This window comes from Lysinibacillus sp. G1-3, assembly GCF_056322905.1.
In genome coordinates, this window is the sequence record NZ_JBWHYQ010000014.1 from 57,548 (window position 1) to 81,187 (window position 23,640).

At 38.1% G+C, this 23,640-nt stretch carries 19 protein-coding genes and 1 other annotated feature; of the genes, 6 read left to right on the top strand and 13 right to left on the bottom strand.

All coding sequences use genetic code 11. The features are described 5' to 3' along the window. Positions 1-128 precede the first annotated feature (128 nt). On the top strand, positions 129-731 hold the full coding sequence (rpsD, locus tag ACVYAD_RS15940) for a 30S ribosomal protein S4 (RefSeq protein WP_134021933.1): 603 nt from the start codon (positions 129-131) through the stop codon (positions 729-731). A gap of 435 nt (positions 732-1,166) precedes the next feature. Here the strand turns inward: rpsD and ACVYAD_RS15945 are convergent, their stop codons facing one another. The 5 genes from ACVYAD_RS15945 to ACVYAD_RS15965 form a co-directional block, all read right to left on the bottom strand. Further along, the gene (locus ACVYAD_RS15945) at positions 1,167-1,454 is read right to left on the bottom strand and encodes a hypothetical protein (RefSeq protein ID WP_386830680.1); all 288 of its coding nucleotides are present in this window, start codon (positions 1,452-1,454) and stop codon (positions 1,167-1,169) included. After that, positions 1,454-1,753 carry a DUF2089 family protein gene (locus tag ACVYAD_RS15950; RefSeq protein ID WP_142509789.1) on the bottom strand — a complete coding sequence of 100 codons (300 nt, stop codon included), beginning with the start codon at positions 1,751-1,753 and terminating at the stop codon, positions 1,454-1,456. Before ACVYAD_RS15950 ends, ACVYAD_RS15945 begins: the two co-directional genes overlap by 1 nt. Before the next feature lie 449 nt (positions 1,754-2,202). Beyond that, positions 2,203-2,619: an NAD(+)--rifampin ADP-ribosyltransferase gene (arr, locus tag ACVYAD_RS15955; RefSeq protein WP_349659184.1), complete on the bottom strand. Its 417-nt coding sequence runs from the start codon at positions 2,617-2,619 to the stop codon at positions 2,203-2,205. Positions 2,620-2,786: 167 nt separating this feature from the next. Beyond that, positions 2,787-3,617 (bottom strand): CPBP family intramembrane glutamic endopeptidase, encoded by an 831-nt coding sequence (locus tag ACVYAD_RS15960; protein ID WP_349659183.1) that lies wholly within the window; start codon positions 3,615-3,617, stop codon positions 2,787-2,789. 3 nt (positions 3,618-3,620) lie between these two features. Next, positions 3,621-4,208: a TetR/AcrR family transcriptional regulator gene (locus ACVYAD_RS15965; RefSeq protein WP_476427102.1), complete on the bottom strand. Its 588-nt coding sequence runs from the start codon at positions 4,206-4,208 to the stop codon at positions 3,621-3,623. A gap of 179 nt (positions 4,209-4,387) precedes the next feature. Here ACVYAD_RS15965 and ACVYAD_RS15970 point away from each other — a divergent pair, with 179 nt between their 5' ends. The 3 genes from ACVYAD_RS15970 (at position 4,388) to ACVYAD_RS15980 (ending at position 7,284) form a co-directional block, all read left to right on the top strand. Then, positions 4,388-4,750, top strand: coding sequence for a hypothetical protein (locus ACVYAD_RS15970; RefSeq protein ID WP_476427103.1), 363 nt, complete (start codon positions 4,388-4,390; stop codon positions 4,748-4,750). Between the two features lie 396 nt (positions 4,751-5,146). Next, the gene (locus ACVYAD_RS15975; protein WP_349659180.1) at positions 5,147-6,352 is read left to right on the top strand and encodes an iron-containing alcohol dehydrogenase; all 1,206 of its coding nucleotides are present in this window, start codon (positions 5,147-5,149) and stop codon (positions 6,350-6,352) included. A 122-nt stretch (positions 6,353-6,474) separates the two neighbouring features. Then, on the top strand, positions 6,475-7,284 hold the full coding sequence (locus ACVYAD_RS15980) for a cobalamin-binding protein (protein WP_476427104.1): 810 nt from the start codon (positions 6,475-6,477) through the stop codon (positions 7,282-7,284). Between the two features lie 334 nt (positions 7,285-7,618). Here the strand turns inward: ACVYAD_RS15980 and ACVYAD_RS15985 are convergent, their stop codons facing one another. Together ACVYAD_RS15985 and tyrS are read right to left on the bottom strand one after the other, a co-directional pair. Beyond that, complete coding sequence (locus ACVYAD_RS15985) at positions 7,619-8,017, bottom strand: hypothetical protein (RefSeq protein ID WP_476427105.1); 399 nt, start codon at positions 8,015-8,017, stop codon at positions 7,619-7,621. A 491-nt stretch (positions 8,018-8,508) separates the two neighbouring features. After that, positions 8,509-9,777 (bottom strand): tyrosine--tRNA ligase, encoded by a 1,269-nt coding sequence (gene tyrS, locus ACVYAD_RS15990; protein WP_476427106.1) that lies wholly within the window; start codon positions 9,775-9,777, stop codon positions 8,509-8,511. Between the two features lie 73 nt (positions 9,778-9,850). After that, positions 9,851-10,054: a binding site (T-box leader), on the bottom strand. 102 nt (positions 10,055-10,156) lie between these two features. Between tyrS and ACVYAD_RS15995 the strand changes: the two genes are divergently transcribed. Both ACVYAD_RS15995 and ACVYAD_RS16000 read left to right on the top strand, forming a co-directional pair. Then, on the top strand, positions 10,157-13,366 hold the full coding sequence (locus ACVYAD_RS15995) for a transglycosylase domain-containing protein (protein ID WP_476427107.1): 3,210 nt from the start codon (positions 10,157-10,159) through the stop codon (positions 13,364-13,366). Between the two features lie 96 nt (positions 13,367-13,462). Further along, the gene (locus ACVYAD_RS16000) at positions 13,463-14,344 is read left to right on the top strand and encodes an NAD-dependent epimerase/dehydratase family protein (protein ID WP_349659176.1); all 882 of its coding nucleotides are present in this window, start codon (positions 13,463-13,465) and stop codon (positions 14,342-14,344) included. Positions 14,345-14,692: 348 nt separating this feature from the next. On the opposite strand, the gene ACVYAD_RS16005 is transcribed toward ACVYAD_RS16000, so the two are convergent. From ACVYAD_RS16005 to ACVYAD_RS16030, 6 genes are all read right to left on the bottom strand, one after another. Then, entirely contained in the window at positions 14,693-15,823 is a 1,131-nt protein-coding gene (locus tag ACVYAD_RS16005; RefSeq protein WP_476427108.1) for an acetylornithine transaminase, read from the bottom strand. Between the two features lie 129 nt (positions 15,824-15,952). Next, a complete protein-coding gene (gene argB / locus ACVYAD_RS16010) occupies positions 15,953-16,726 on the bottom strand; it encodes an acetylglutamate kinase (RefSeq protein ID WP_476427109.1) in 774 nt (257 codons plus the stop codon). Continuing rightward, entirely contained in the window at positions 16,689-17,921 is a 1,233-nt protein-coding gene (gene argJ, locus ACVYAD_RS16015) for a bifunctional glutamate N-acetyltransferase/amino-acid acetyltransferase ArgJ (protein ID WP_349659173.1), read from the bottom strand. The genes argB and argJ overlap by 38 nt, the downstream gene beginning before the upstream one ends. A gap of 105 nt (positions 17,922-18,026) precedes the next feature. Next, on the bottom strand, positions 18,027-19,061 hold the full coding sequence (gene argC / locus ACVYAD_RS16020; RefSeq protein ID WP_476427110.1) for an N-acetyl-gamma-glutamyl-phosphate reductase: 1,035 nt from the start codon (positions 19,059-19,061) through the stop codon (positions 18,027-18,029). A gap of 220 nt (positions 19,062-19,281) precedes the next feature. Continuing rightward, a complete protein-coding gene (locus ACVYAD_RS16025) occupies positions 19,282-20,733 on the bottom strand; it encodes a 6-phospho-beta-glucosidase (protein ID WP_476427112.1) in 1,452 nt (483 codons plus the stop codon). Positions 20,734-20,923: 190 nt separating this feature from the next. Next, positions 20,924-22,897 carry a beta-glucoside-specific PTS transporter subunit IIABC gene (locus ACVYAD_RS16030; protein WP_476427113.1) on the bottom strand — a complete coding sequence of 658 codons (1,974 nt, stop codon included), beginning with the start codon at positions 22,895-22,897 and terminating at the stop codon, positions 20,924-20,926. Positions 22,898-23,640: the final 743 nt, after the last annotated feature.

The following is a 23,640-nucleotide window of genomic DNA, read 5'->3' on the forward strand; positions in this document are numbered from 1 at the left end:
GATGGTGTATTGTGTAACCTAACGGCTGCATAGGCGAAAATACATGAAAATAAAATGCGTATAAGAATGGGTACTACTGGTTTTTGTTTTACAACAAAAAAACCAAATTTAAAGGAGGAGACAACAATATGTCTCGTTATACAGGTCCATCTTGGAAATTATCACGTCGTCTTGGTATCTCACTAAGCGGTACAGGTAAAGAAATCGAAAAACGCCCTTACGCACCAGGTCAACACGGTCCAAACCAACGTAAAAAATTATCAGAATACGGTTTACAACTTCAAGAAAAACAAAAACTTCGTCACATGTACGGCATGAACGAACGTCAATTCCGTACTCTATTCGACCGCGCTGGTAAAATGAAAGGTGTTCACGGTGAAAACTTCATGGTTCTTCTTGAAACTCGCCTTGACAACCTAGTTTACCGTTTAGGTTTAGCTCGTACTCGTCGTGGATCTCGTCAATTAGTAAACCACGGCCACATCTTAGTAGATGGCAAACGCGTTGATATCCCTTCATACAGCGTAAAACCAGGTCAAACGATTTCTCTTCGTGAAAAATCTCAAAACCTTGCTGTAGTAACAGAAGCAATCGAAGTAAACAACTTCGTACCTGACTACTTAACATTTGACGCTGACAAAAAAGAAGGTACATTCACTCGCCTTCCAGAGCGTTCTGAATTATCAGCTGAAATCAACGAAGCATTCATCGTAGAGTTCTACTCTCGTTAATAAAACTTCGTTGCATTTAGCAACAACACAAAAAGCCTTAGAAACCTTGTTAATTCAAGGATTCCAAGGCTTTTTTCTTTTGTAAAACCTTTGCAATTAAATATATAACCCCTTTTGGTTAGGGTTATTTTAGTGTCCGCATGACTGGAGCATACTCATGGTTATACATTAAAAATTATGCTGTTTTCCAAAAGATTGTTGCTGTTAAAAATAAAAAGGCAGATTTAATCTACAAAACGTGTAGAAAAAACTCTGCCTTTTTGTTTTGATATTTCGTGAATCAAAATTTAACTAAAGCTCCCTGTTAGTGAAATAAACTAAGATATTAAGACTTTACAAAAACTCTTTTTGCCTAAAATTAAGATATTTCATTTTGACTCCACCTATTAAATATTAGTACGACTTATGCGAATAATTAATAACTTCCCATTTTCTCTATTTCATGTCGTGAGTTTTCATTTTATCTAGTTCCTTTTTTCTTTTCTCGTGAAGATACTTTCTACCTCCATTCCATTCTGCACATAGGAAAAGTATCCCTAATAATAGATAGAGGATAAAGCCCATATTACTTTCAATATGATTCGTTACAAACAGCCATGTCAAAAACACAATATATGCAACTGGTAAAATTGCTCCCCAATAGATATTGTTCCTAGTTGAAAAGAAGAATTGAACAGCTAAAATACCTGCAATAATAAAAACCCCATAAATACCAAATAACATTATTTCTCATCTCTTTCTTGTTTATATTTTTCAATAATTAATTTTGCATCTGCTACACTTATGCGATCATCAATCGACAGGCTCTTGATAAATTTAATAAATTCCTCGTTTTCTACGGCATCATTCATTTTTATTTTATTGATTAATCTATCAAGTTTAAGTCTTACCGTTGGATACGATACCTCATAAACCTTTGCAATCTCTTTTAAAGAACCTGAATGAAGTACTAAGTTTTTAACAAACTCTAAATCCTCATTTTCCAAGACTAAAATCCAATTTGGAATATTGTTAATATCCACGTCTATGCCCCCCATTTACTTTTATTAACATAAGTTTAACATAATTATAAATAATGTGAAAATATTTTTTAACTTTATTAAAAATAATATGTTGTTTTTGTTTAATTATAATAAAATGAAAAGAATCCATTTTGAATTAAACTCCTCAAATGGACTCTTTCCTTATCAATTCAACTATTCCTTTTTTTAAATTAATATTACTTTTTTGGAGTATATCTCAACTGAATCATCACCCCATAGTTTTTAATACATGCAGCGAATAAGTTATCATTGCAAATACCTTTCTTCCTCCACTATACTGCGCCGTTAGTTCAACAAAGAAAAAAGAGCTGCTTACGCAACCCAATTTTCTTCATGTAAATTTACCCATTCCTGTTACAAGCTACGTTACCTTTTTGTAATTCCCCCGTTAGCTCATGTCTTTGGCGGGAGTTGTAGTAATGTGAGAATCAATCGTATATTACATATTGTCCTTGTTCACTTAACTTTTTTAAAAAAGTAAGCATATGATTTATTTCTTCATCGGAATGTCTTTCCCATGAATTTAATTCAGCTATTATTTTCAAAGGAGATTTAGACCTATAAGAACGTGTTGGGTTTCCAGGAAATCGTTTGTCAGTTACGTTCGGATCATTTTCAAAATCACCTAATGGCTCTACAATATAAATTCTCTCTTTTGAGTTAGATCTTGCTAATTCAGCACCCCATTTAGCCGCGTTCAATGTTGCAGTAAAATATATATGGTTTGATTTTTTATCCTGATAATTGGATAAGTGCAAAGGTTCAAGCAGGTCTCCGATTTTCAGTTCTGCTTTAGTACCATGAAAGAACGGACCGGGATCTAAAATATTTTCTTTGTCATTCATATAAACGCACCCCTTATACTTTTTTGACTTGCGTATAACAGTATAAGGTAAAGAATGGGCGAAAATGTAGTCTATAAATAATTTTCAGATGGGGTTATAATATAAGTAGAGGGTAGGACGTTAACTGTATTCAACCGTTCTTTGCAAGCGAGTTTATAGAAATGGAACTATTTCATTTGCAGTTGATACTTTTTCCGTTTAGTTCGTAATAAAAGCCCGATCAATAGGTAAAGCATTGTAGTAATAATGCCTGCTGTGGGGGAAACAAGGAATTCTTTCCCTTGAGCAATTTTTATATAGCCATCAAGAATTAGTGGATTCACAAGTGCATCTTCTGTCATATGCATAAGGACAAGTGGCCAAATACTTTTCGTCATTAAATAAATTTCTGTATACATTACTGTCCAGCAAATCATCGTCACAATACCTATTAACGCAAATAACCACCTATTCACAGGAAGCACACTTAGGATATCACTTTCTGATAGGAACACTAAAAAATACGGCATATGCCACGCTCCCCAAACACCACCAACGATACAATACAGCAAAAAATCATTTACTTTTAACGTTAAAAGTTTACTTGTCAAATAACCTCTCCAAACTGATTCCTCAAAAAAGTTTTTAACAAATTGAATCAGTAAACCACCAGCAAAAACTGAAACTAATGTATCTACATTAAAATCCGAAAAATCCATCCAGCCAAATAGATAGCTTACTAACAAAACTATAGAAGTGACGACAGGATAGACTAGGAGCGAGACAATATACCATTTTATGTTATCTTTTAAATTAGGCAATAAGCCTATATCTCGCCAACCATCTCCCGCAAAGACACGTAACAATATAGTTGTCAGCAGCGGAAATACTAACCAAATACCCATCCCAAGTGTGTCACCTCTAGGCTGTTCAGGGATGAAGCGATCTACAAAAACACCAAGCCAACCACATAGCAAAACAACAACTATAAAGATTATTATGTTGCGTTTAGTTTTCATTTTTCAATCCTCCTCCTTGTTTTCAAGGATTGAAATAATCCACATCGCATCGGGACAAGGAGTCTCGGGATGCAGCGCAACGTATTGAGCGATTCCTTGAATAGAACACCAAAATGCTACTGCAAGCGCTTCAGCATTCCCCTGTTTAATTTCACCTAACAATTGCCCCTTCTCTATTAATGGAATACTCTTTTTCATTAATTTATCTGCTTCCATAAGCATTTCTTTTAAATCTTCCGACAAGGAATCAAGATGTTGTGCATTCTCCATTAGGACAAACATTTTTGCTGCAGATGGGTTTGTACGAATCATGTCAAACAACTCCTCAGCAGCAGCTGTAAAAATAGCTAACGGTGATTCATTAGTAAAACTAAAATCCATCTGAAGTCTTTCACATCCTATGCGAATTAGCTCTTCATAAAGCTTTTCCTTAGAGTCAAAATAATGAAAAAGCAACCCCATGCTCATATTAGCAGCTTTAGCAATATCAGCAACTTTCGTTTCACCATACCCCTTTCGAATAAACAAATCTAATGCAGATTGTAAAATTAAGACCCTTCGTTGTTCTTTTTGTTCATGTCTAATTGACATCTCCCTCACCTCTTTATTGAAAGTATATTCATTGAAATATTATTCAATAAAATTGCAAATATCCCTGAAAAGTGCCTAAAAAATAAAAAATTTAATATTTGATATATCAATGAAAAAGGAACCCTTTTATATTTACGGAAGTCTAAATAGGAAATATTAGAAATTCAAAGGAGGAAATAATGGGAGTTTCTGAACTTACTGTGCTGGTTTTAGTCTATAGTGGCATCATGATTTTTTTCTTAGTTCCCTTTAAAAGCAAGAAAATAAACCGTCCAATTATTTTTAAAGAAAGTCTGCTGCACATCACATTTCATAAAAAAGCTTTACTGGCTCTTCTTCTAATCAACTTTTTATTAGTAGCTATTTGGTTCGGTACTGAGCAGGAGGTATATCATTTTAATGCTCACAGTGGTTATCCTCCAATCAGTTCAGATTCAAAGGCAATTTTCTATATGTGCGCATTACTCGGATATACTGTCATTCTTTATGTAGTTCTCGCATTATGGATTTCCTTAAACAATTTAAAAAGGAGAGTCGAATAATTTTTAAAATACCTATAAAGTATGACGATTTTATGTACTTTAAAATAGTAATTACGCAATTAAAAAACACCATAATCACTACTATTATATTAAAAACAAATATCAGTTATTTACTATTCAACAATCCTTCAAAATAGAACACATTTCCCAAAAATATATTTCACTTTCATAGGAAAACAATTTCCTAAACGTCTTTAATTTAACACTCTTAGACAATTCAACCTTTTATCATATCAAAAACCTATCTATCTTTTTTGTAAAATAATAACATGATTAAAATTAACAATTTTAATAAAAATACGAGTTGAACTTTTACAAGGAATAGAATACTATGAATTTCGAAAGGTGGTTCGCCATCATTCAAGCAATAACAATTATTTTAAAGGGGTTGGAATTATGTCAGACGTTCTAAAGCAATTTGTTATGCCGAAAACAAACTTATTTGGACCTGGAGCAATTCAAGAAGTTGGTAAACGTTTAAATGATTTAGAAGTGAAAAAGACATTAATCGTAACAGATGAGGGCTTACACAAATTAGGTCTCTCTGAACAAATTGCTAACATCATTATAGCTGCTGGAATAGATGTAGCAATTTTCCCGAAAGCAGAACCAAATCCAACAGATCAAAACATTGAAGACGGGATTGCAGTGTATCATGCTGAAAACTGTGATTCAATCGTTTCTCTTGGAGGCGGTAGTGCACACGATGCAGCAAAAGGTATCGGACTTATTGCTTCGAATGGTGGACGCATTCATGATTACGAGGGCGTTGACAAATCACAAAACCCACTGGTTCCTTTAATCGCTATTAACACAACCGCTGGTACAGCAAGTGAAATGACTCGCTTCACAATTATTACGGATACAGCTCGTAAAGTGAAGATGGCCATTGTGGACAAACATGTCACTCCACTACTATCGATTAATGACCCTGAGTTAATGATTGGCTTACCTCCTGCTCTAACGGGGGCTACTGGTTTAGATGCATTAACACATGCAATCGAATCATTTGTGTCGACAAACGCAACACCAATTACTGATGCATGTGCAGAAAAGGTACTTCAGCTAGTTCCTGAATATTTACCACGTGCCTATGCAAACGGTGCAGATTTAGAAGCACGTGAGCAAATGGTTTACGCACAATTTTTAGCAGGTATGGCGTTTAATAATGCATCGCTTGGCTATGTGCATGCAATTGCTCATCAATTAGGTGGTTTCTATAATCTACCACATGGCGTATGTAACGCTATTCTATTGCCACATGTTTGCCGCTTCAACTTAACAGCACGTACTGAGCGTTTTGCGAGAATCGCAGAATTGTTAGGCGAGAACGTTGAAGCGTTAAGTAAACGTGATGCAGCTGAGAAAGCAATTGTAGCAATCGAAAATCTTTCTAGGGATTTGAACATTCCAAGTGGCTTCCGCGAATTAGGTGCGAAGGATGAGGATATTGAAATCTTAGCGAAAAACGCAATGTTAGATGTATGCGCTGCAACAAACCCACGTAAAGCAACTTTAGAAGACATTAAACAAATTATTACAAATGCGATGGGCCCTGTAGCGAAAAAAGAAGAATCACTCGAAGCTATCGCACTTTCTTAATAGTAAACAAAAGGCATGTCTCTTGTAGGCATGCTTTTTTATTGCGGATGGATAACATTCGGGCATTGTATGTGAACCCAACTCTCGCTATACTTTTCTTAAAAAGAATTGGAGATAAGAAGATGCGTTTAATCTCAATTTGTCCGAGTAATACTGAGCTAGTCGCTTATTTAGGCCTGACTGATCAGCTTGTTGGTGTCGATGATTTTTCGGATTGGCCATTAGCAGTAAAAGACTTACCTCAGCTTGGCCCTGATTTATCAATTGATATGGATGCATTAGAAGCATTACATCCTGATCTTGTACTCGCATCCTTAAGTGTCCCAGGCATGGAAAAAAATATTGAAGCGTTACAAGCTAGAAATATTCCCCACATTGTTTTTAATGCCAATTCATTAGAGGAAATCGCACAGGATCTCCATACTTTAGGGAAAGCCTGTGGGGTTGAAGGTCGTGCTAAAGAAATTTCTGAGGAATATTTACAATGTATTGCTCGTCTCCGCACAGTTGCTCAAACGATTCCTAAAAAGCCTACTCTTTATTGGGAATGGTGGCCAAATCCTATTTTTACTCCAGGTAACATTAATTGGCTAACTGAAATTAGTGCCATTGCAGGTGGGCAAAATCTGTTTCAGGATGTAGAACTTGCAAGCGTACAAACTGATTGGGCTGATGTAGTAAAGCGTGACCCAGACTATATTATGATGGCTTGGGTAGGAGTTGCCTTCGAGCGTATTCAACCCGCAAATTTATTAAAGCGTTCCCATGCGCAGGAGCTACGTGCCGTTAAAATGAAACAACTCCATGTAATGGAGGAATGGCTTTATTGTCGTCCATCACCACGCCTTTTAGAGGGTGCCTTAAAGCTTGCGAATTTGCTTCACCCCCAAAAATATGAGCACATAAAGCTTCCTAGTTTTTTAGATAGTTAAAAGAAACGGTCAAGGAAGTCTTTGTTAATATTGTAACGCTTTAAATGAGAGTGATTTCCGTCCCAGGCTACTCGCTTTCCCACGGGAGTCGAGTAGCCTTCCACTCCAATCAACAATCGTGTAGAACTTATATAAATTTTATGATTTATAAATGAGATTATGGTTACTTATAATGGAACAGACTAATTAACAGTTAAAGCCATTGTACATCTGTTGCTGTCGATTTGTTTTCGCACCGAAGTTTGTAATAGAAAAGGAAGTAATACCAAGGGTTTGATCCTTGGTATTACTTCCTTTTTCTAATATCTATTTAACAACCTTCTTCTAAATTTTTTTATTTTTTTGTAAAAAGTATCTTCGCTATATAAAGAATGCCCGTTAACACTAGTAAAACAATAGACTGCTCGATTGTGATAAGCATAATGTATATCAAATCTCCGTCTACTTCACCGAGAGGCATTTCTTTATTAGGGTCTATTATTAAAATATATGAAACAATAAAGGACAACAATGAAGCTACATAAGCCCAAAGCACATGTTGCCAAAATTTAAGTTTGAATTTACTAAACCAAAGAATAATATTGATGGATGCAATAACTAAAGGGAAAATCGTAATGTTAAACATAAATGATTCAATGGTGTTTCTTAGCATGAATACATAAATGATTGGAATTAAACAAATACCGATAATATTTGTAGTTGCTACAATGAACGAATTTTTGTGTTTATACATTTCCTCACTCTTTTACTTTTTTTGTTTTCATACTACTTAAACGATATATAAAGGTTTTCTCCATTATTTAAGCCGTATTTCTATCAGATTTTATACGCTTTTTGCTGATTTAACAAGGATGTGAAAAATTACATACATCATTTCGGACCGTTAATCTAGAAGACAGACGCTGCCAGCATGCTATATGAATTGGTTGACCGTTACGGCTGGGCGACTCCTTCGGGATCAGCGATAGAGGAACGAAGGCTAAGAGCATCACATCCAGTGAAAACGCCTCGTGACCAACATCAAAAGCGGCTCTGCGCGAAAGCGTAGCGGCAGCAACAAATGTTTTAACTGTGCGAAAGCGTAGCGGCAGCAACAAAGCCCCCAGCCGGAACGGAATCAACCCCTCGTTTTGCCGAAGAAGAGCCATACTTTATTCAATAGGACAAACAAAACGATAAACATCCCCTCAAATTTGAGGGGATGCCATGATTTGTAGGTTTGAGTTAAACAAACTTTACCATATGGTATTTTTTCTTGCCGCGACGAACAATGCTGAATGCATCTTCTAAACGATCTTTGCTGTCGATGACATATTCTAATTCAGTGACCTTCTCGCCGTTCACGCTAATCGCACCATTTGTTACGTCTTCACGAGCTTGACGTTTTGAAGGAGAAATACCTGCTTCCACAAGTAACTCCACGATATTTTTATCTTCTTTTGCCATTTCAATAGAAGGAACATCTTTAAACGCATCCTTCATTTCATCAGCAGAAAGTGCTTTTAAGTCACCTGAGAATAAAGCAGCTGTAATGCGGATCGCTTGGTCTAACGCTTCTTGACCATGAACTAAACGAGTCATTTCTTCAGCTAGTGCTTTTTGTGCATTACGTAAATGTGGTTCCTCTTCTACAGATACTGCTAAAGCTTCAATTTCTTCACGAGAAAGGAATGTGAAGATTTTTAAGTATTTTACAACATCAGCATCCGCAGCGTTAATCCAGAATTGGTAGAACTCATATGGAGATGTTTTCTCACTATCTAACCATACAGCGCCACCTGCTGTTTTACCAAATTTCGTACCGTCTGCTTTCGTTACTAACGGAATTGTGATACCAAAAGCTTTTGTCTCTTCCTCATGTGTTTTGCGAATAACTTCTAAACCAGTTGTAATATTCCCCCACTGATCAGAGCCACCAACTTGAATGCGACAGTTGTAATGGTTGTATAAATGATTGTAATCAATACCTTGAATTAATGTATACGCAAACTCAGTAAATGAAATCCCTGTATCAAGGCGTGATGCAATTGTATCTTTTGCTAACATGTAGTTCACGTTAATTAATTTCCCATAATCACGTAAAAACTCAATCGTATTTATATTGCCAATCCAGTCACGGTTATTAACTAACTGAGCACCATTGCCATCTTCTGCAAATTCAAAAATACGCTCTAATTGGCTACGGATACCTTGAACATTTTTATCAATTTGCTCAACAGTTTGTAATTGGCGTTCTTCAGAGCGTCCAGATGGATCTCCAATCATCCCTGTCGCACCACCAACTAATAAAATTGGACGGTGGCCCGCCTTTTGGAATCGACGTAACGTTAAAAGAGGCACAATATGTCCAATATGCATAGAATCCGCAGTTGGATCAACACCGCAGTATAAAGATACAGATTGTTCATCTAATAATTTGGCCATACCTTCAGCATCAGTTTGTTGGTATAACAATCCGCGCCATTCTAAGTCTTGTAATAAATCGTTCGTCATTTTTACTCCTCCTAAGTGTTTAATAATTCCGTGTAGGGAGAAACAAAAAAGTCCCTACACGCAAAATATTGCATGCAGGGACGTTATAAACTAACGCGGTACCACCCAGCTTGAAGATGTCATCCATCTTCCACTTCATTCAACCGCCTTTATCGCAGGCGCGCACGTCTAAGCTCCAAGCACGTAATTCGTCTCTACATTATGACCAGCTTTCACCAACCGCTGGCTCTCTAAACAGGGAATATAGACACTACTGCAAGCTCTTCTTCGCTAGAAAACTATAAGCATTATTCTAAACGATTCTTTTTCATTGTCAATAATTATGTTCGACCTAAATCAATATGTGCTATAATAGACAAGATTTTAGGGGGTCGATACATTGAAAGATTGGATTGAGAAAATCAATGCAAAGATCGATGATTTAATTCAACAAAAATGGATGAAGAAATTACGTATTTCAGGAAGTGTTGCCTGGAACTTATTTTTACTATTTTTAGTCTTTGCATTGGTAGGCACTGTATTTGCCGGTTCAGTTGGCGCTGGCTATTTTGCTTCACTTGTAAAAGAAGAGCCACTACGCTCTAAGGAAGAATTACGAAAAGAAATTTTCAACTATGATTCAACAAGTGAGATTTATTTTGCCAACGATATTTATATCGGAAAATTACGGACAGATTTAGACCGTCGAGTAACAACATTAAATGCTGTCTCACCTGATGTTGTTAATGCGGTATTAGCGACCGAGGACGAGTATTTCCGTGAACATAACGGAATAGTTCCGAAAGCCGTCATCCGCGGGTTACTTCAAGACGTAACCAACTCTTCCACACAAACAGGTGGTTCTACACTAACACAGCAACTTATTAAAAACCAAGTATTAACAAACGAAGTATCTTATGAACGAAAAGCAAAAGAACTTTTACTTGCGATGCGTTTAGAGCACTTTATGAAAAAGGAAGAAATTTTAGAGGCCTATTTAAACATAATACCTTATGGCCGTAACGCTTCTGGTCGAAATATTGCAGGGGTAGAAACAGCTGCCGAAGGTATTTTCAATGTAAAAGCAAAGGATTTATCGCTTCCTCAAGCAGCGTATATAGCTGGTATACCTCAATCACCTTTTGCTTACACACCTTTCACAAATACAGGTGTACTTAAAAGTAAAGAAGCTCTGCAACCGGGTATTGATCGAATGAAAACTGTACTTTTTCGTATGAAAGACGCAGGTTATATTAACGAAGCTCAATATAAAGAAGCACTTGCTTACGATATCACTGCTGACTTCCGTTCACCGGAGATGCGCGCAGAAGATCGCTACCCATGGCTAACGTATGAGCTTGAAAGTCGAGCAAGAGACATTATTGCGGAAAAACTAGCAGAAGCAGATGGTATTGATCCAGAGCGCTTAAAAAATGAAACAAAATTAAAAGAAAAGTATACGATCTTAGCAGATCGTGATGTCCGCTCAAAAGGTTATCGTATCTATTCAACTATTAATAAAGATATGTACGATTCGATGCAAAGCGCAGCGGAAAACTTTAAAAATTACGGTCATACTTACACTGTTAAAGACAAAGACCCTGTAACAGGTGAAGAAATTGATGTCCAAATGCCTGTACAGGTTGGTAGTATTTTAATTGAAAATACTACAGGACGTATTTTAAGCTTTGTCGGTGGTCGTGATTTTGAATTAAAAAGTTATAACTATGCAACACAGGCAAAACGCTCAAATGGCTCAACAATGAAGCCTTTACTCGTATATGCACCTGCAATAGAATACGGTGTAATCGGTGCAGGTAGCCCATTAGTCGACGTAAAATTCTCGATTGGTAGCTGGAGCCCGAGCAACTATATTACTAGTGATGAACGAGGTCTAATTCCTGCACGTGAGGCATTAGCAGATTCACAAAACTTATCAGCTTTACGACTATATTATAGTATTCTTAACAGACGCCCTGCCGATTATTTAGTAAAGATGGGGATCACAACCCTAAAGCCCGATGACTTCACAAACATTGCAGCTGGTATCGGAGGCGTAAAAGAAGGTATTACTGTTGAAGAGAACACCAATGCCTTTGCAACTTTTGCAAATGGTGGACAATTCATAGACTCTTATATGATCGATAGAATTGAAGACCAAAATGGAAATATCATCTATAAACACGAAGTTAAACCTGAACAAGTATTTAGTCCTGAAACTTCTTATATCATTACAGATATGTTACGAGATGTGCTAACAAAAGGAACAGGTACAGTAGCAAGAAATACATTAAAATTCTCTGCTGACTTTGCCGCTAAAACAGGTACTTCACAAAACTACAAAGACGTGTGGCTAGTTGGTTATAACCCGAATGTTTCTCTTGGTGTATGGATGGGTTATGATAAAAATCAATCACTATATGCATTTAATAATACGTATCAACAACCTAGCGTGCGAATTAACAAGCTATGGGGAACATTAATGAATTCTGTATATGATGTAGATCCACAGTTAATTGCCCCTAAAAATAGATTTGTGCAACCGAAAAACGTTGTCACTGCATCATTCTGCGGTATTTCTGGTTTAGCGCCATCTGCAGCATGTGCTAATGCTGGTCTCGTGCGCTCTGATTTGTTTAATGCGAAAGTATTTTTACCTTCACAAGCTGATGATAGCTTAGCTTCTTCAAGCGTTGTTACAATAAAAGGTAAAACCTATAATGCCCTTCCTAGCACACCAGCAGAATTTGTAAAAGCAAGCGGTGCAGGAATTAATCAGGCATTTATTAAACGAATGCTTGGCCCACTTGGCGGTAATCCGGCCAGCCTATTACCAAAAAATTCGACATTAGCGAATTCATCGGTATCAGCTGTTAATTTCCCAGCAGATAGCAATGCACCAGCAGCAGTATCTGCTTCAATTAATGGGAATACACTATCATGGACTGGCTCTTCAAATGATGTAGTCGGTTACCGAATTTATAAAGTAACAAATGGCGAAAGAACCCTTGTTGGATCAGTGCTTGAATCATCACAAAGTATGACGGTAGCAAGTGGTCAAGCCTATGTTGTTGTCGCTGTAGATATTACAGGTTTAACTTCACCGCAATCCAATATCGTTTCTACGGGTGGCGACGCAAGTGAAAAACAACCTGAAAAAGACAAGGAAGAAGAGGTCCCAACAACTACTCCACCGACTGACGGCGATGACTCGGACAAAAATGGAAACGGCTCAGAGAATGGCGATGGGTCTGATGGTAGTAACGGGAACAGCGACGGTTCTGGAAACACCGGGAATGGCTCAAATAACGGCAACGGTTCTGGAAACACTGGAAATGGCTCAAATAACGGCAGCGGTTCCGGAAACACTGGAAATGGCTCAAATAACGGCAGCGGTTCCGGAAACAACAGGAATGGCTCAAATAACGGCAGCGGTTCCGGAAACACTGGAAATGGCTCAAATAACGGCAGCGGTTCCGGAAACAACGGGAATGGCTCAAGTAACGGCAACGGTTCCGGTGGAACTGGAAATGGCTCAAATAACGGGAACGGCTCTAATGGAGGAAACAACGGAAATATTACTCCGCCGACTGACCCACCTAAACAATAATAAACAGGCAGGCATACTACATTTAAAAAGTAATTGTAGTATGCCTGTTTTTTTGTCATTATATAGGTGACTATAAATTTGAAGGGGTGGAAATAATTGAACATTCTAGTTTTAGGAGGCACTCGCCTCTTTGGTAAAAAACTTGTTGAGCTTTGTCTTCAAAATGGGCATAACGTAACTATTTTAACACGTGGACAAAGTGGAAATCCTTTTGGTACGAAGGTGAAACAGCTATTTGTTAATCGAGATGATGCCAATTCGTTGTCACAGGCGCTATCAAGTACTACATGGGACATTGTCTATGATAATATTTGCTACTCTCCGAATGAAGCTCTTAAAATATGTGAAATTTTAGAAGGTAAAACGAAAAAGCTCGTTTTTACATCTACTCTATCCACCTACGAAATAGACGGCAATGTCAAAACAGAAGAAGATTTTAATCCATTTAATTATGAAATTCGAATGGGGAATCGCGAAGATTTTTCATATGGTGAAGGAAAGCGTCTAGCAGAAGCAGTACTTTTCAGAGACGCTACGTTCCCTGTTGTCGCCGTCCGTTTCCCTATTGTCATGGGTGTGAACGACTATACACGCCGTTTACATTTTCATGTTGAACGAATTTTACAGGAACAGCCTATTTCATTGCCAAATATTGAAGCAAAAATGAGCTTTATTACAGATGACGAAGCAGCTGCATTTTTGTATTTTGCTGGCATTACACCAATTGAAGGCCCTTATAACGCAACAGCGGCAGGCGCAATTTCGTTAAAGGATTTACTGGGGCTTATTGAAGAAACAACCGGAAAGCATGCAAAAATTTCTCTGGTAGGTGGCGATGAAATGTCGCAGTCACCATACGGGGTTCCAGCAGATTGGTATATGACAGCTACAAAAGCAGAAGCTGCGGGCTTTACATTTAGTCAACTTCATGATTGGCTCCCTACTCTAGTGAAAACATTAGTAAAAGAGCTGCGATAAAATTTTACTAAACTACCCAATAGTTTGCGGATGGCATTTGTTAAAACGTAAACCATGTAAGTTGATTGGAGTGGAGGCTGGGCGACTCCTTGGGGATCAGCGTCACAGATGAGACCCTGGAGCGAGCAACGCGAGTGAAGCGGCTCATCGGACGCCCCCAGGAAGCTTTGCTCTGTGCGAAAGCGTAGTGCTAACGTAGCGGCAGCAACAAAGCGCCCAGCCGGAACGGAAATCAACCACACGTTATGGTGATAAGTCTTTTTTGATTAGCTATTAAAAATCTGCTAGACTTCTCACAAAAGAAAGTCTAGCAGATTCATTTTTTATCGTATTTAATTTGACCTGATACTATAACAGTATCGTTTTTAAAATCGCAACTGCTTCATCGATTTCTGCTTTTGATACGGTTAATGGAGGTAGTAGACGAATTACATTTGGCCCTGCACCTACTAATAATAAGCCGTTTTCCTCTGCCGCAGTTATATACGAGGCTACCTCAGAATCACCACAGCCAATGCCAAGAAGTAAGCCTTGGCCCTGTACGGTATACGCAGAAGGGAGATTCTCTTTTAACTGCTTCACAAAATATGCGGATAGCTCCTGTACATTTTGTAAAAATGCAGGTTCAAAGACATGATCAAGCACAGTTTCAGCAACACGCATTGCAAGTGGGTTTCCACCGAATGTTGTCCCATGTGTGCCAGGACTAAATGTTTCATATAGCTCTGCTGTGCCAAGCATACTACCGACAGGGAAACCTCCACCAAGCCCTTTTGCCAACGTTACAATATGCGGCTTTAAAATCGTTTGTTCAAAAGCATATTTTGTTCCTGTTCGTCCAATACCCGTTTGAACCTCATCGATTATTAGTAATATTCCTTTGTCGTCACAAGCTTTAGCTATTGCTGCTGCGAACTCTGGTGATACGCTGTTAACGCCACCCTCACCTTGAATCATCTCCAACATAATTGCTGCGACAGAATCGTCAATCGTTGCTTCAAGTGCTGCCACATCATTAAAAGGAAGAATTGTAAATTTTTCAACAAGTGGTCCGAAGCCGTTATGTACCTTGCCCTGACCTGTTGCGGACATTGCTCCAAAAGTTCGTCCATGAAAGGATTTCTCAAAAGTAATAATATGATTTTCCCCTGTATGCTTACGTGCAAGCTTGATGGCCGCTTCATTTGCTTCCGCACCACTATTACAGAAAAATGCATATGAAAGATGTGTATCATCTATTAATTTTTGTGCAACTTTCTCCTGACCAGGAATAGCAAATAAATTAGAAATATGCCAAAGCGTTCTACTTTGATCATGAATAGCCTCCACAATCGCAGGATGTGCATGACCAAGACTCACTACAGCAATTCCACTTGTAAAATCTAAATATTTTTTCCCCGCAGCATCTTCAACAACTGTTCCTTGCCCTTTGACAATTTGGGCGCGGCGATTTCCATAGTTTCCAAATAAAGCACTCATCTAATCACCCCTACTTAAATTCATAGCTAAAAATCTTCAATCTTACTCAACTATATTGCTACCTATATGCCATTAGAACAGTCATTCCTACTAAAACGAAGAATAACTTTCAAAGGTGAGGACAAGCATTTAATTCAAATGAGATAAAATTGTCGTACCTACTAAGGATTCCCCAACAATTTGCACGGATGGAATACCTGAATTTAAGCATTCGAGAGCTCCTTGAACCTTAGGTATCATCCCACCGTAAATATGCCCCTCCTCTATCCATTGATTGATGAAAGAAGGTGTTACTTTCGATTGATATTCACCGTTTATTCGAATACCATTTACATCTGTTACAAGTAATAAGCTATCTGCCTCTAAAGCTAGTGCTATTTCACTTGCTATCGTATCTCCATTAATATTCAACGCTTGACCATGTACATCCGCTCCGACGCATGCAATAACTGGTACTACCCCTGCATTTATTAATGTTTCTAGCAAAGGTGTATTGACGGTCTTCACTTCACCAACAAAACCGAATACATCTTTATCTAAATAATCGGCTACAATCAACTGATCATCAAATCCGTTTAAACCAATTGCAGCTATGCCAGCCGTTGTTAATTCATGAACAAGCGCCGGATTAACCTTTCCTAATAACGTTGACTGTACGATATCCATTACAGCTTCGCTCGTTACACGAATACCGTTTATAGCATGTGATTTTATTCCACGCTCCGTAAGTTCACGATTGATAGCTGGGCCACCACCATGGGTAATAATAAGCTCTGCACCGCTCTCTTGAAGTTTTTTAAAATTCTCAAAAAATGATTCATTTAACCCTTCTAGCGTACTACCCCCAAGCTTAATAACCATTCGTTTACGAGCGATACGAGGCATTGATTTGAACGTAGTCATAAGTTAGATCACATCCCCAAGCATGCCCCTTGCCTTCCCCAATACCAAGTGACACATAAATTTTCACTTCATGCATTTTTAAAATTTGAATTAACTCATCCTCCGAGAATGGAACTGGCTCACCGTTTTCAACCATAGTTACACCGCCAATTTGGATCGTAATTTTTTCCGGATCAACCGTTGCGCCACTATAGCCTACAGCTGCAATAATACGTCCCCAGTTTGCATCACAGCCAAATACTGCCGTTTTCACAAGCGGTGAACCGACTACTGTTTTAGCAATTTTACGCCCTTCTTCATCCGAAATTGCCCCTTCAACTTCAACCTCAATTAGCTTCGTTGCACCTTCACCATCTTTGGCAATCATTTTCGCTAAGTCTTGAGCTACTGTTTTCAAAGTAAAGTAGAAGTTTTGCCAATCTGGATGATTAGGAGTTAGAGCTTCATTGCCTGCTAAGCCGTTTGCCATCACAACTACTGTGTCATTTGTAGATGTATCTCCATCCACTGTAATTGCATTAAAAGTCAAGTTTGTTAGATCAGATAAAGTAGCCTGTAGAACTTCTGATTCAATATTTGCATCTGTCGTAATAAAACCTAGCATTGTCGCCATATTTGGTTCAATCATACCCGAACCTTTTGCAACACCAGCGATAATAACCTCCTTACCATCAACGATAGTGCTGTAACTCGTGTTTTTCATAACGGTATCTGTTGTTAATATCGCTTGGGCAAAATCAATCGCACTTTCTAAATTATCCTTTGGCTCTAACTGATTAATCCCATTTGCTACTGGCTCCATTTTCATAATTTCACCGATGACACCTGTCGAGCAAACTCCTACTAAATTTGCCTCGATACCAAGCTTTTCCGCTACTAGGAATTGCATTGTTTGTGCATCCTTCGCTCCTTGCTTCCCTGTACATGCATTAGCATTTCCGGAGTTGACAATCATCGCCTGCATTTTTTTCGTTGTGTACACAACTTCTTTTGTTACTTTTAATGGTGCTGCCTGCACAGCATTCGTTGTAAAGACACCTGCTACACTCGCTGGTACTTCACTGACTAATACAGCTAAATCCTTTTTCTTATGCTTTAAACCACAGTGTAAACCCGCAGCTTTAAAGCCCTTTGGTGAAACAATATTTTTACTTGATAATTTTTTCATCATACTTGCGGATGCTATTAATGTCATAAAATCTTTCCTCCTTAGTTAATCAATTATCCTCGACATAAGAGATAAGAAACATTTGAAGCTGACGCTATGCTTTCGCTACATAAAACATTTTTCTGAAAGAAGTTAAATAAAGAATGGAACGACATCCAATCCTGTAATTTGTGGTAAATCTAATTGAACGTTCATATTTTGAATGGCTTGCCCAGCAGCCCCTTTGACTAAATTATCGATAACGCCAACGATTGTGGCACGATTCGTACGGCTATCTACTTTCACTAAAATATCGCAATAGTTCGAACCTTTAACACGGTTTGTTCCCAGACTATTAGCATCTGTAACAATCCGTACAAACGGATGCTTTTCATAAGCACTCCGTAAACAAGCTACTAGCTGCTCTTCTGTAACACCAGGCATAACAGGTGCATATGAGGTAGATAAAATCCCTCTAGTCATTGGCACTAAATGCGTATTAAAAGTAATAGTTGTATCGACCCCTGTAAACATTGAAATAGCCTGCTCAATTTCTGGTATATGCTGATGTGCATTCGTTTTATAGATTGATAAACTTTCATTCGCCTCGCTAAAATGCGTTGTTTGCGATGGTTTATTTCCGGCTCCTGAAATCCCACTTTTAGCATCAATCACTAAAAAGCTCGAATCAATCAATCTTTCTTTTAGCAACGGTAACAACGAAAGTAATACCGCTGTTGGGTAACACCCTGGATTTGCGACAAGAGAAGCATGTTGAACATTTTCTGCATTCCATTCGGTTAAGCCATATACACTTTGTTGAATAATTTCCAATGGTGCCGCTTTTTTACCGTACCACGCTTCATAGCTCGCTGGATCTTGTAAACGAAAGTCACCAGACAAGTCTATTAATTTAGGACCTTTTCCTACCAGCGGAGGTAATAGCTCACTTGTCACTCCTGAAGGCGTACTTGTAAAAACAACATCAAATTTCTCCAAAGCCCCATAATCAATTTTTTGTAAAGGTGTATCGGCTATATGAACGAGATGACCAAACTTAGAAGAAAAAATAACACCTTCTTCTGAGGATGTGAATAAATCGATCCGCTTCACCGCTTTATGATTATGTAAAAATCGAATAAGCTCTAATCCACCATACCCGGTTGCACCAACAATTCCTACTTTCAATGCACTCACCTCTGTAATAAGTTAAAGTTAGTATACGTCTGCATATTTATTAAGTCAACTGAATTTTTATTTATTTTTCGGATTTTTCGCAATCTTTATTTATCGAGATTAATGAAATTTTAAAAAAAGCTGTCGCCTGCAAAATACAGACAGCAGCTTCAAAAGTTGCCTAACCTTTTTCAATATCCTTTATAAAGGGTACATTTAAAAAGCTCCAAACTCAATCGGCTTTGGTTAATCGAGATTTTTCTCCGTTGGATTCAATCACTTTCTTGTACCAGTGGAAGCTCTTCTTTTTCATTCTCTTTAGCGATCCCTTACCTTCATTATCTTTGTCGACATAAATATAGCCATACCGTTTTTTCATTTCGCCCGTAGAAGCACTGACCAGATCGATTGGTCCCCAACTTGTATACCCAATTATCTCTACGCCGTCCTCGATTGCTTCAGCCATTTCTACAATGTGTTTTCTTAAGTATTCGATCCGATAATCGTCATTAATTTCACCTTCAGGAGTTACTTTATCGACAGCACCTAGGCCATTTTCAACCACAAATAAAGGCTTTTGATAGCGATCGTATAACTGATTCGCAGTAATCCGTAAACCCTTAGGATCTATCCCCCAACCCCATTCCGACTTTTCTAAAAACGGATTTTCAACAGAACCAAATACATTCCCATTTGTCGTATTTTTTAATACTTCAGGATCCGTGCTTGTTACCCTGCTTGCGTAATAGCTGAACCCGATATAATCAACGGTATGATTTTTCAGAAGTTCTTCATCCTCTTTTTCCATTTCAATCGTCAAATGGTGATCTTTAAAAAAGCGCTTTGCATAGCTTGGGTATTGGCCTCGTGATTGCACATCAATGAAGAAAAAGGACTCACGGTCTTTTTCCATTGCACTCCAAATATCTTCCGGATGACATGTATATGGATAGGTAGATCCTGCTGCTAACATACAACCAATTTTTGCATTCGGTATGATTTCATGACAAGCTTTAACAGCAAGTGCAGATGCGACAAGCTGATGATGTGCCGCTTGATATTGAATTTGTTGTTTATTCTCTCCCTCTTTAAAAACAAGGCCAGCGCCTACAAACGGTAAGTGCAGAAGCATATTGATCTCATTAAATGTTATCCAGTACTTTACTTTATCCTTGTACCTAGTAAACAGAGTTGTTGCGTACGTTTCAAAAAAATGGACCAATTTTCGATTTCGCCAACTACCATACGTTTCGATCAAGTGGATAGGTACATCAAAATGAGCAATCGTCACAACAGGTTCAATTCCATTATTTAAAAGTTCGTCGAATAAATCATCATAAAACCGCAAGCCTGCCTCATTTGGTTGATCCTCATCACCATTTGGAAAAATTCGTGCCCAAGCCACGGAAACACGCAGCACTTTGAATCCCATTTCCACAAACAAAGCAATATCCTCTTTAAAATGATGATAAAAATCGATCGCACCATGAGATGGGTAATATTCTTCTTCGATTGGTTGAAAGGAATTGATTTGTCCAGTCATCACTTCCCAGCGTTTTTTGCCGGTCGGCAGCAAATCAACAATTGTTAATCCCTTTCCATCTTTAAAAGAAGCTCCTTCAACTTGATTGGCAGCGATTGCACCGCCCCATAAAAAGTCTTTAGGAAATACTAAATTAGACATACTAAAACTCCTTTATAATAGTAGTGGAAGGAAAACGTGCATTGTGAGTTCAACAACGCTTCCCTTCATATTGATAATAAAGAGATCACTTACGCCTAGTTTTTAAAAGGACGTGCATTCCCCCAATCCTTTCAAAATTGCGACATCTGCCGGAGGGGGCTTCCCCTCCGACTGGATACTAACCCATCACTTAAAGTAGTGACAAACTACTGCCTGAAGTTATCCCCTCCAACTCGATTAAACAATCACCGACTTCAACGTGCTTAACTTTCGTTATCACTAGAAGATTGTAGTTATCAGAATTGGTCACAACGATTGGTGTTGTCACATCATATCCTGCTGCCTTAATTGCCGCAATATCAAATTCAATCAGAAGTTGCCCTTTCTCTAGACGAGCACCTAGTGCTGTATGAGCAGTGAAATATTTCCCATCAAGTTGGACAGTATCCATCCCTAGATGAATTAAAATTTCTACCCCTTGATCGGTTGTAATCCCAATCGCATGATTAGTTGGAAAAAGCGCAGAAACCGTTCCAGAAACGGGTGAAAATAATTTCCCTTCTATAGGCTCAATAGCAACTCCTTTTCCGAGTGCACCTGATGCAAATGCTGCATCTTTCAGATCTGATACACCTATCACTTCACCCATTAACGGACTCGCAATCACATCATTTTCAACAGGCATTTCTGGTTCTCCGCTGTTCGCATTTTGTGTTGAAACTAGCGTATCGCCAGCAGTTTCCGCTATTTTTGTCCTTCTTCCCATTCCAAATAAAAACGTCAGGATAAACGCGAGTACAAAACCAACAAGAACCGCGATAAAGGCGCCCAAAAATCCTGCAGTGAACCCATTCTCGGGATCGATAAAGGCTGGAAAACCAAAAATCCCTAGGCCTCCCATCATAAATTGCTGAGTCCCCGATACTCCTAGGATTGCTCCTCCAACAGCCGCAGCAACACAACTCATAATAAACGGTTTTTTCAATGGAAGGGTCACTCCATAAATCGCTGGCTCAGTGACGCCGAAAACACCAGAAATAAACGCTGGAATACTAAGAGTTTTCAACTTTTGCTGTTTCGTTTTAATCCACACTGCCAGAACAGCTCCGATTTGTGCGAAAGAAGCCGCAAATGTCAATGCTAAAATTGGATCTGAACCCAAAACCGAAATATTGTTTATCGCAACCGGAACCAAACCCCAGTGCAGACCGAAAATAACAAATACTTGCCACAAACCACCTAGAAAAGCTCCAGCCACTAATGGGCTTAGTTCATAAATCCAAATTGTTCCTTGTCCTAAAAGTTGACCAGACCATGTTGCAATGGGTCCAATGACCATGAATGTAATCGGTACAACAACAAGCAATGTAAAGAAAGGCACCAAGAACATTTTCACAACATCGGGAATTACTTTTTTAAATCCATTCTCTACTTTTGCCCCAAAATAAGCGGCAAGAATGATCGGAATAACAGACGATGCATATGTCATTAAAATAACAGGCATTCCTAAAAATGTGAGATAAATAGGTGATTCAATGATTGTGCCCGCAAACAATGTATACAGCGGTTCACCATCTGTTAGGTCAGACAGTGCTGGAGACAGCGTTGGATAAACCAATGAGGCCCCTATAGCCATCCCGATAAAAATATTTCCCCCGAATTTCTTACTAGCTGTGTAACCGAGGAAGATTGGGAAAAAATAAAACAATGAATCGCCTATAGCGTTTATGATTTGATAAGTCCCTGAAGTATTGCTTAACCAGCCCAATGTGACAAACAGAGCATTAAACCCTTTAATCATCCCGGTTGCCGCTAAAACACCAAGAATCGGAGTAAAGATACTCGAAACGACGTCAATAAATTGGGTAAATAACCCTTCTTTCTTTTTATCAACATCTTCTACAGACGCTTCTGTATGAAAACCGCCAATCTCGACAACTGCTTTATAGACATCTGGTACATGATTTCCGATGACCACTTGATACTGACCACCACTTTTCATGACCATAACGATGCCTTCCATATTCTTTAGGACATCAGTCTGTACCTTTCCTTCATCTTTTAACTTAAAACGCAAACGAGTAATACAATGAACAACGCTGATCACATTTCCCTTACCGCCAACATTTTCAATAATATCTTTTGCCAATTGTTCATACTTCAACTGACTCCACCTCCCCTTTCTATCCTTTTTTCACAAATGAACACAGACATCAAAAAACCTACATAATATAGACCTCTTAAACCAGAAAAAATACACTATATTAGGAATTTTAAATCGAAAAGTCGTTCTCTTTTTGAAAAGAGCAAGTCCGGTAAATCGGGTTCAAAAAAGCAATCCAATTTATTAGTAGCGCTTTCTCAATAATGTTTTCCACCATCTTTAAGGGATGTCGCCGTCACACATTGAACACTCCTAGATAGCAACCATTTTGCTAGTGAGAAATCATTCAAAACAAGTGATGGTGATTTTTTCAACAAAAAAACCTGATTCAACTTGGAACAAGGCACATTCATACATCGTGCCGTTCAAAGTAAATCAGGTTATGCCCAAAGATGGTAACATTCCTTCAAAAGATATTTAATTTACCCTAGATTATTTATCCACATATACAAAATCCCACTGAAAAATTACCTATCAGCTTTTCTTTGGATTCTCTTTTTCACTTAAAATATGAAAAAGAACCCATTTCTGTTAAGGTTATTGCGTTGAAACAAACACCAAAGAAAAGATTCTTATATTGACTACTTTATTGCAAGTACCCTTATATTTTATTCGTTTTACTAAATTAACCCTAGTTGCTTGACACGGTTCTCATGCCCGACAATTTATCTAAAACCTTATAAGTAATCCATAGAATTAGTTAACTAATAAGTAGTAATGTTTCTAAAATTAAATATGTTGAT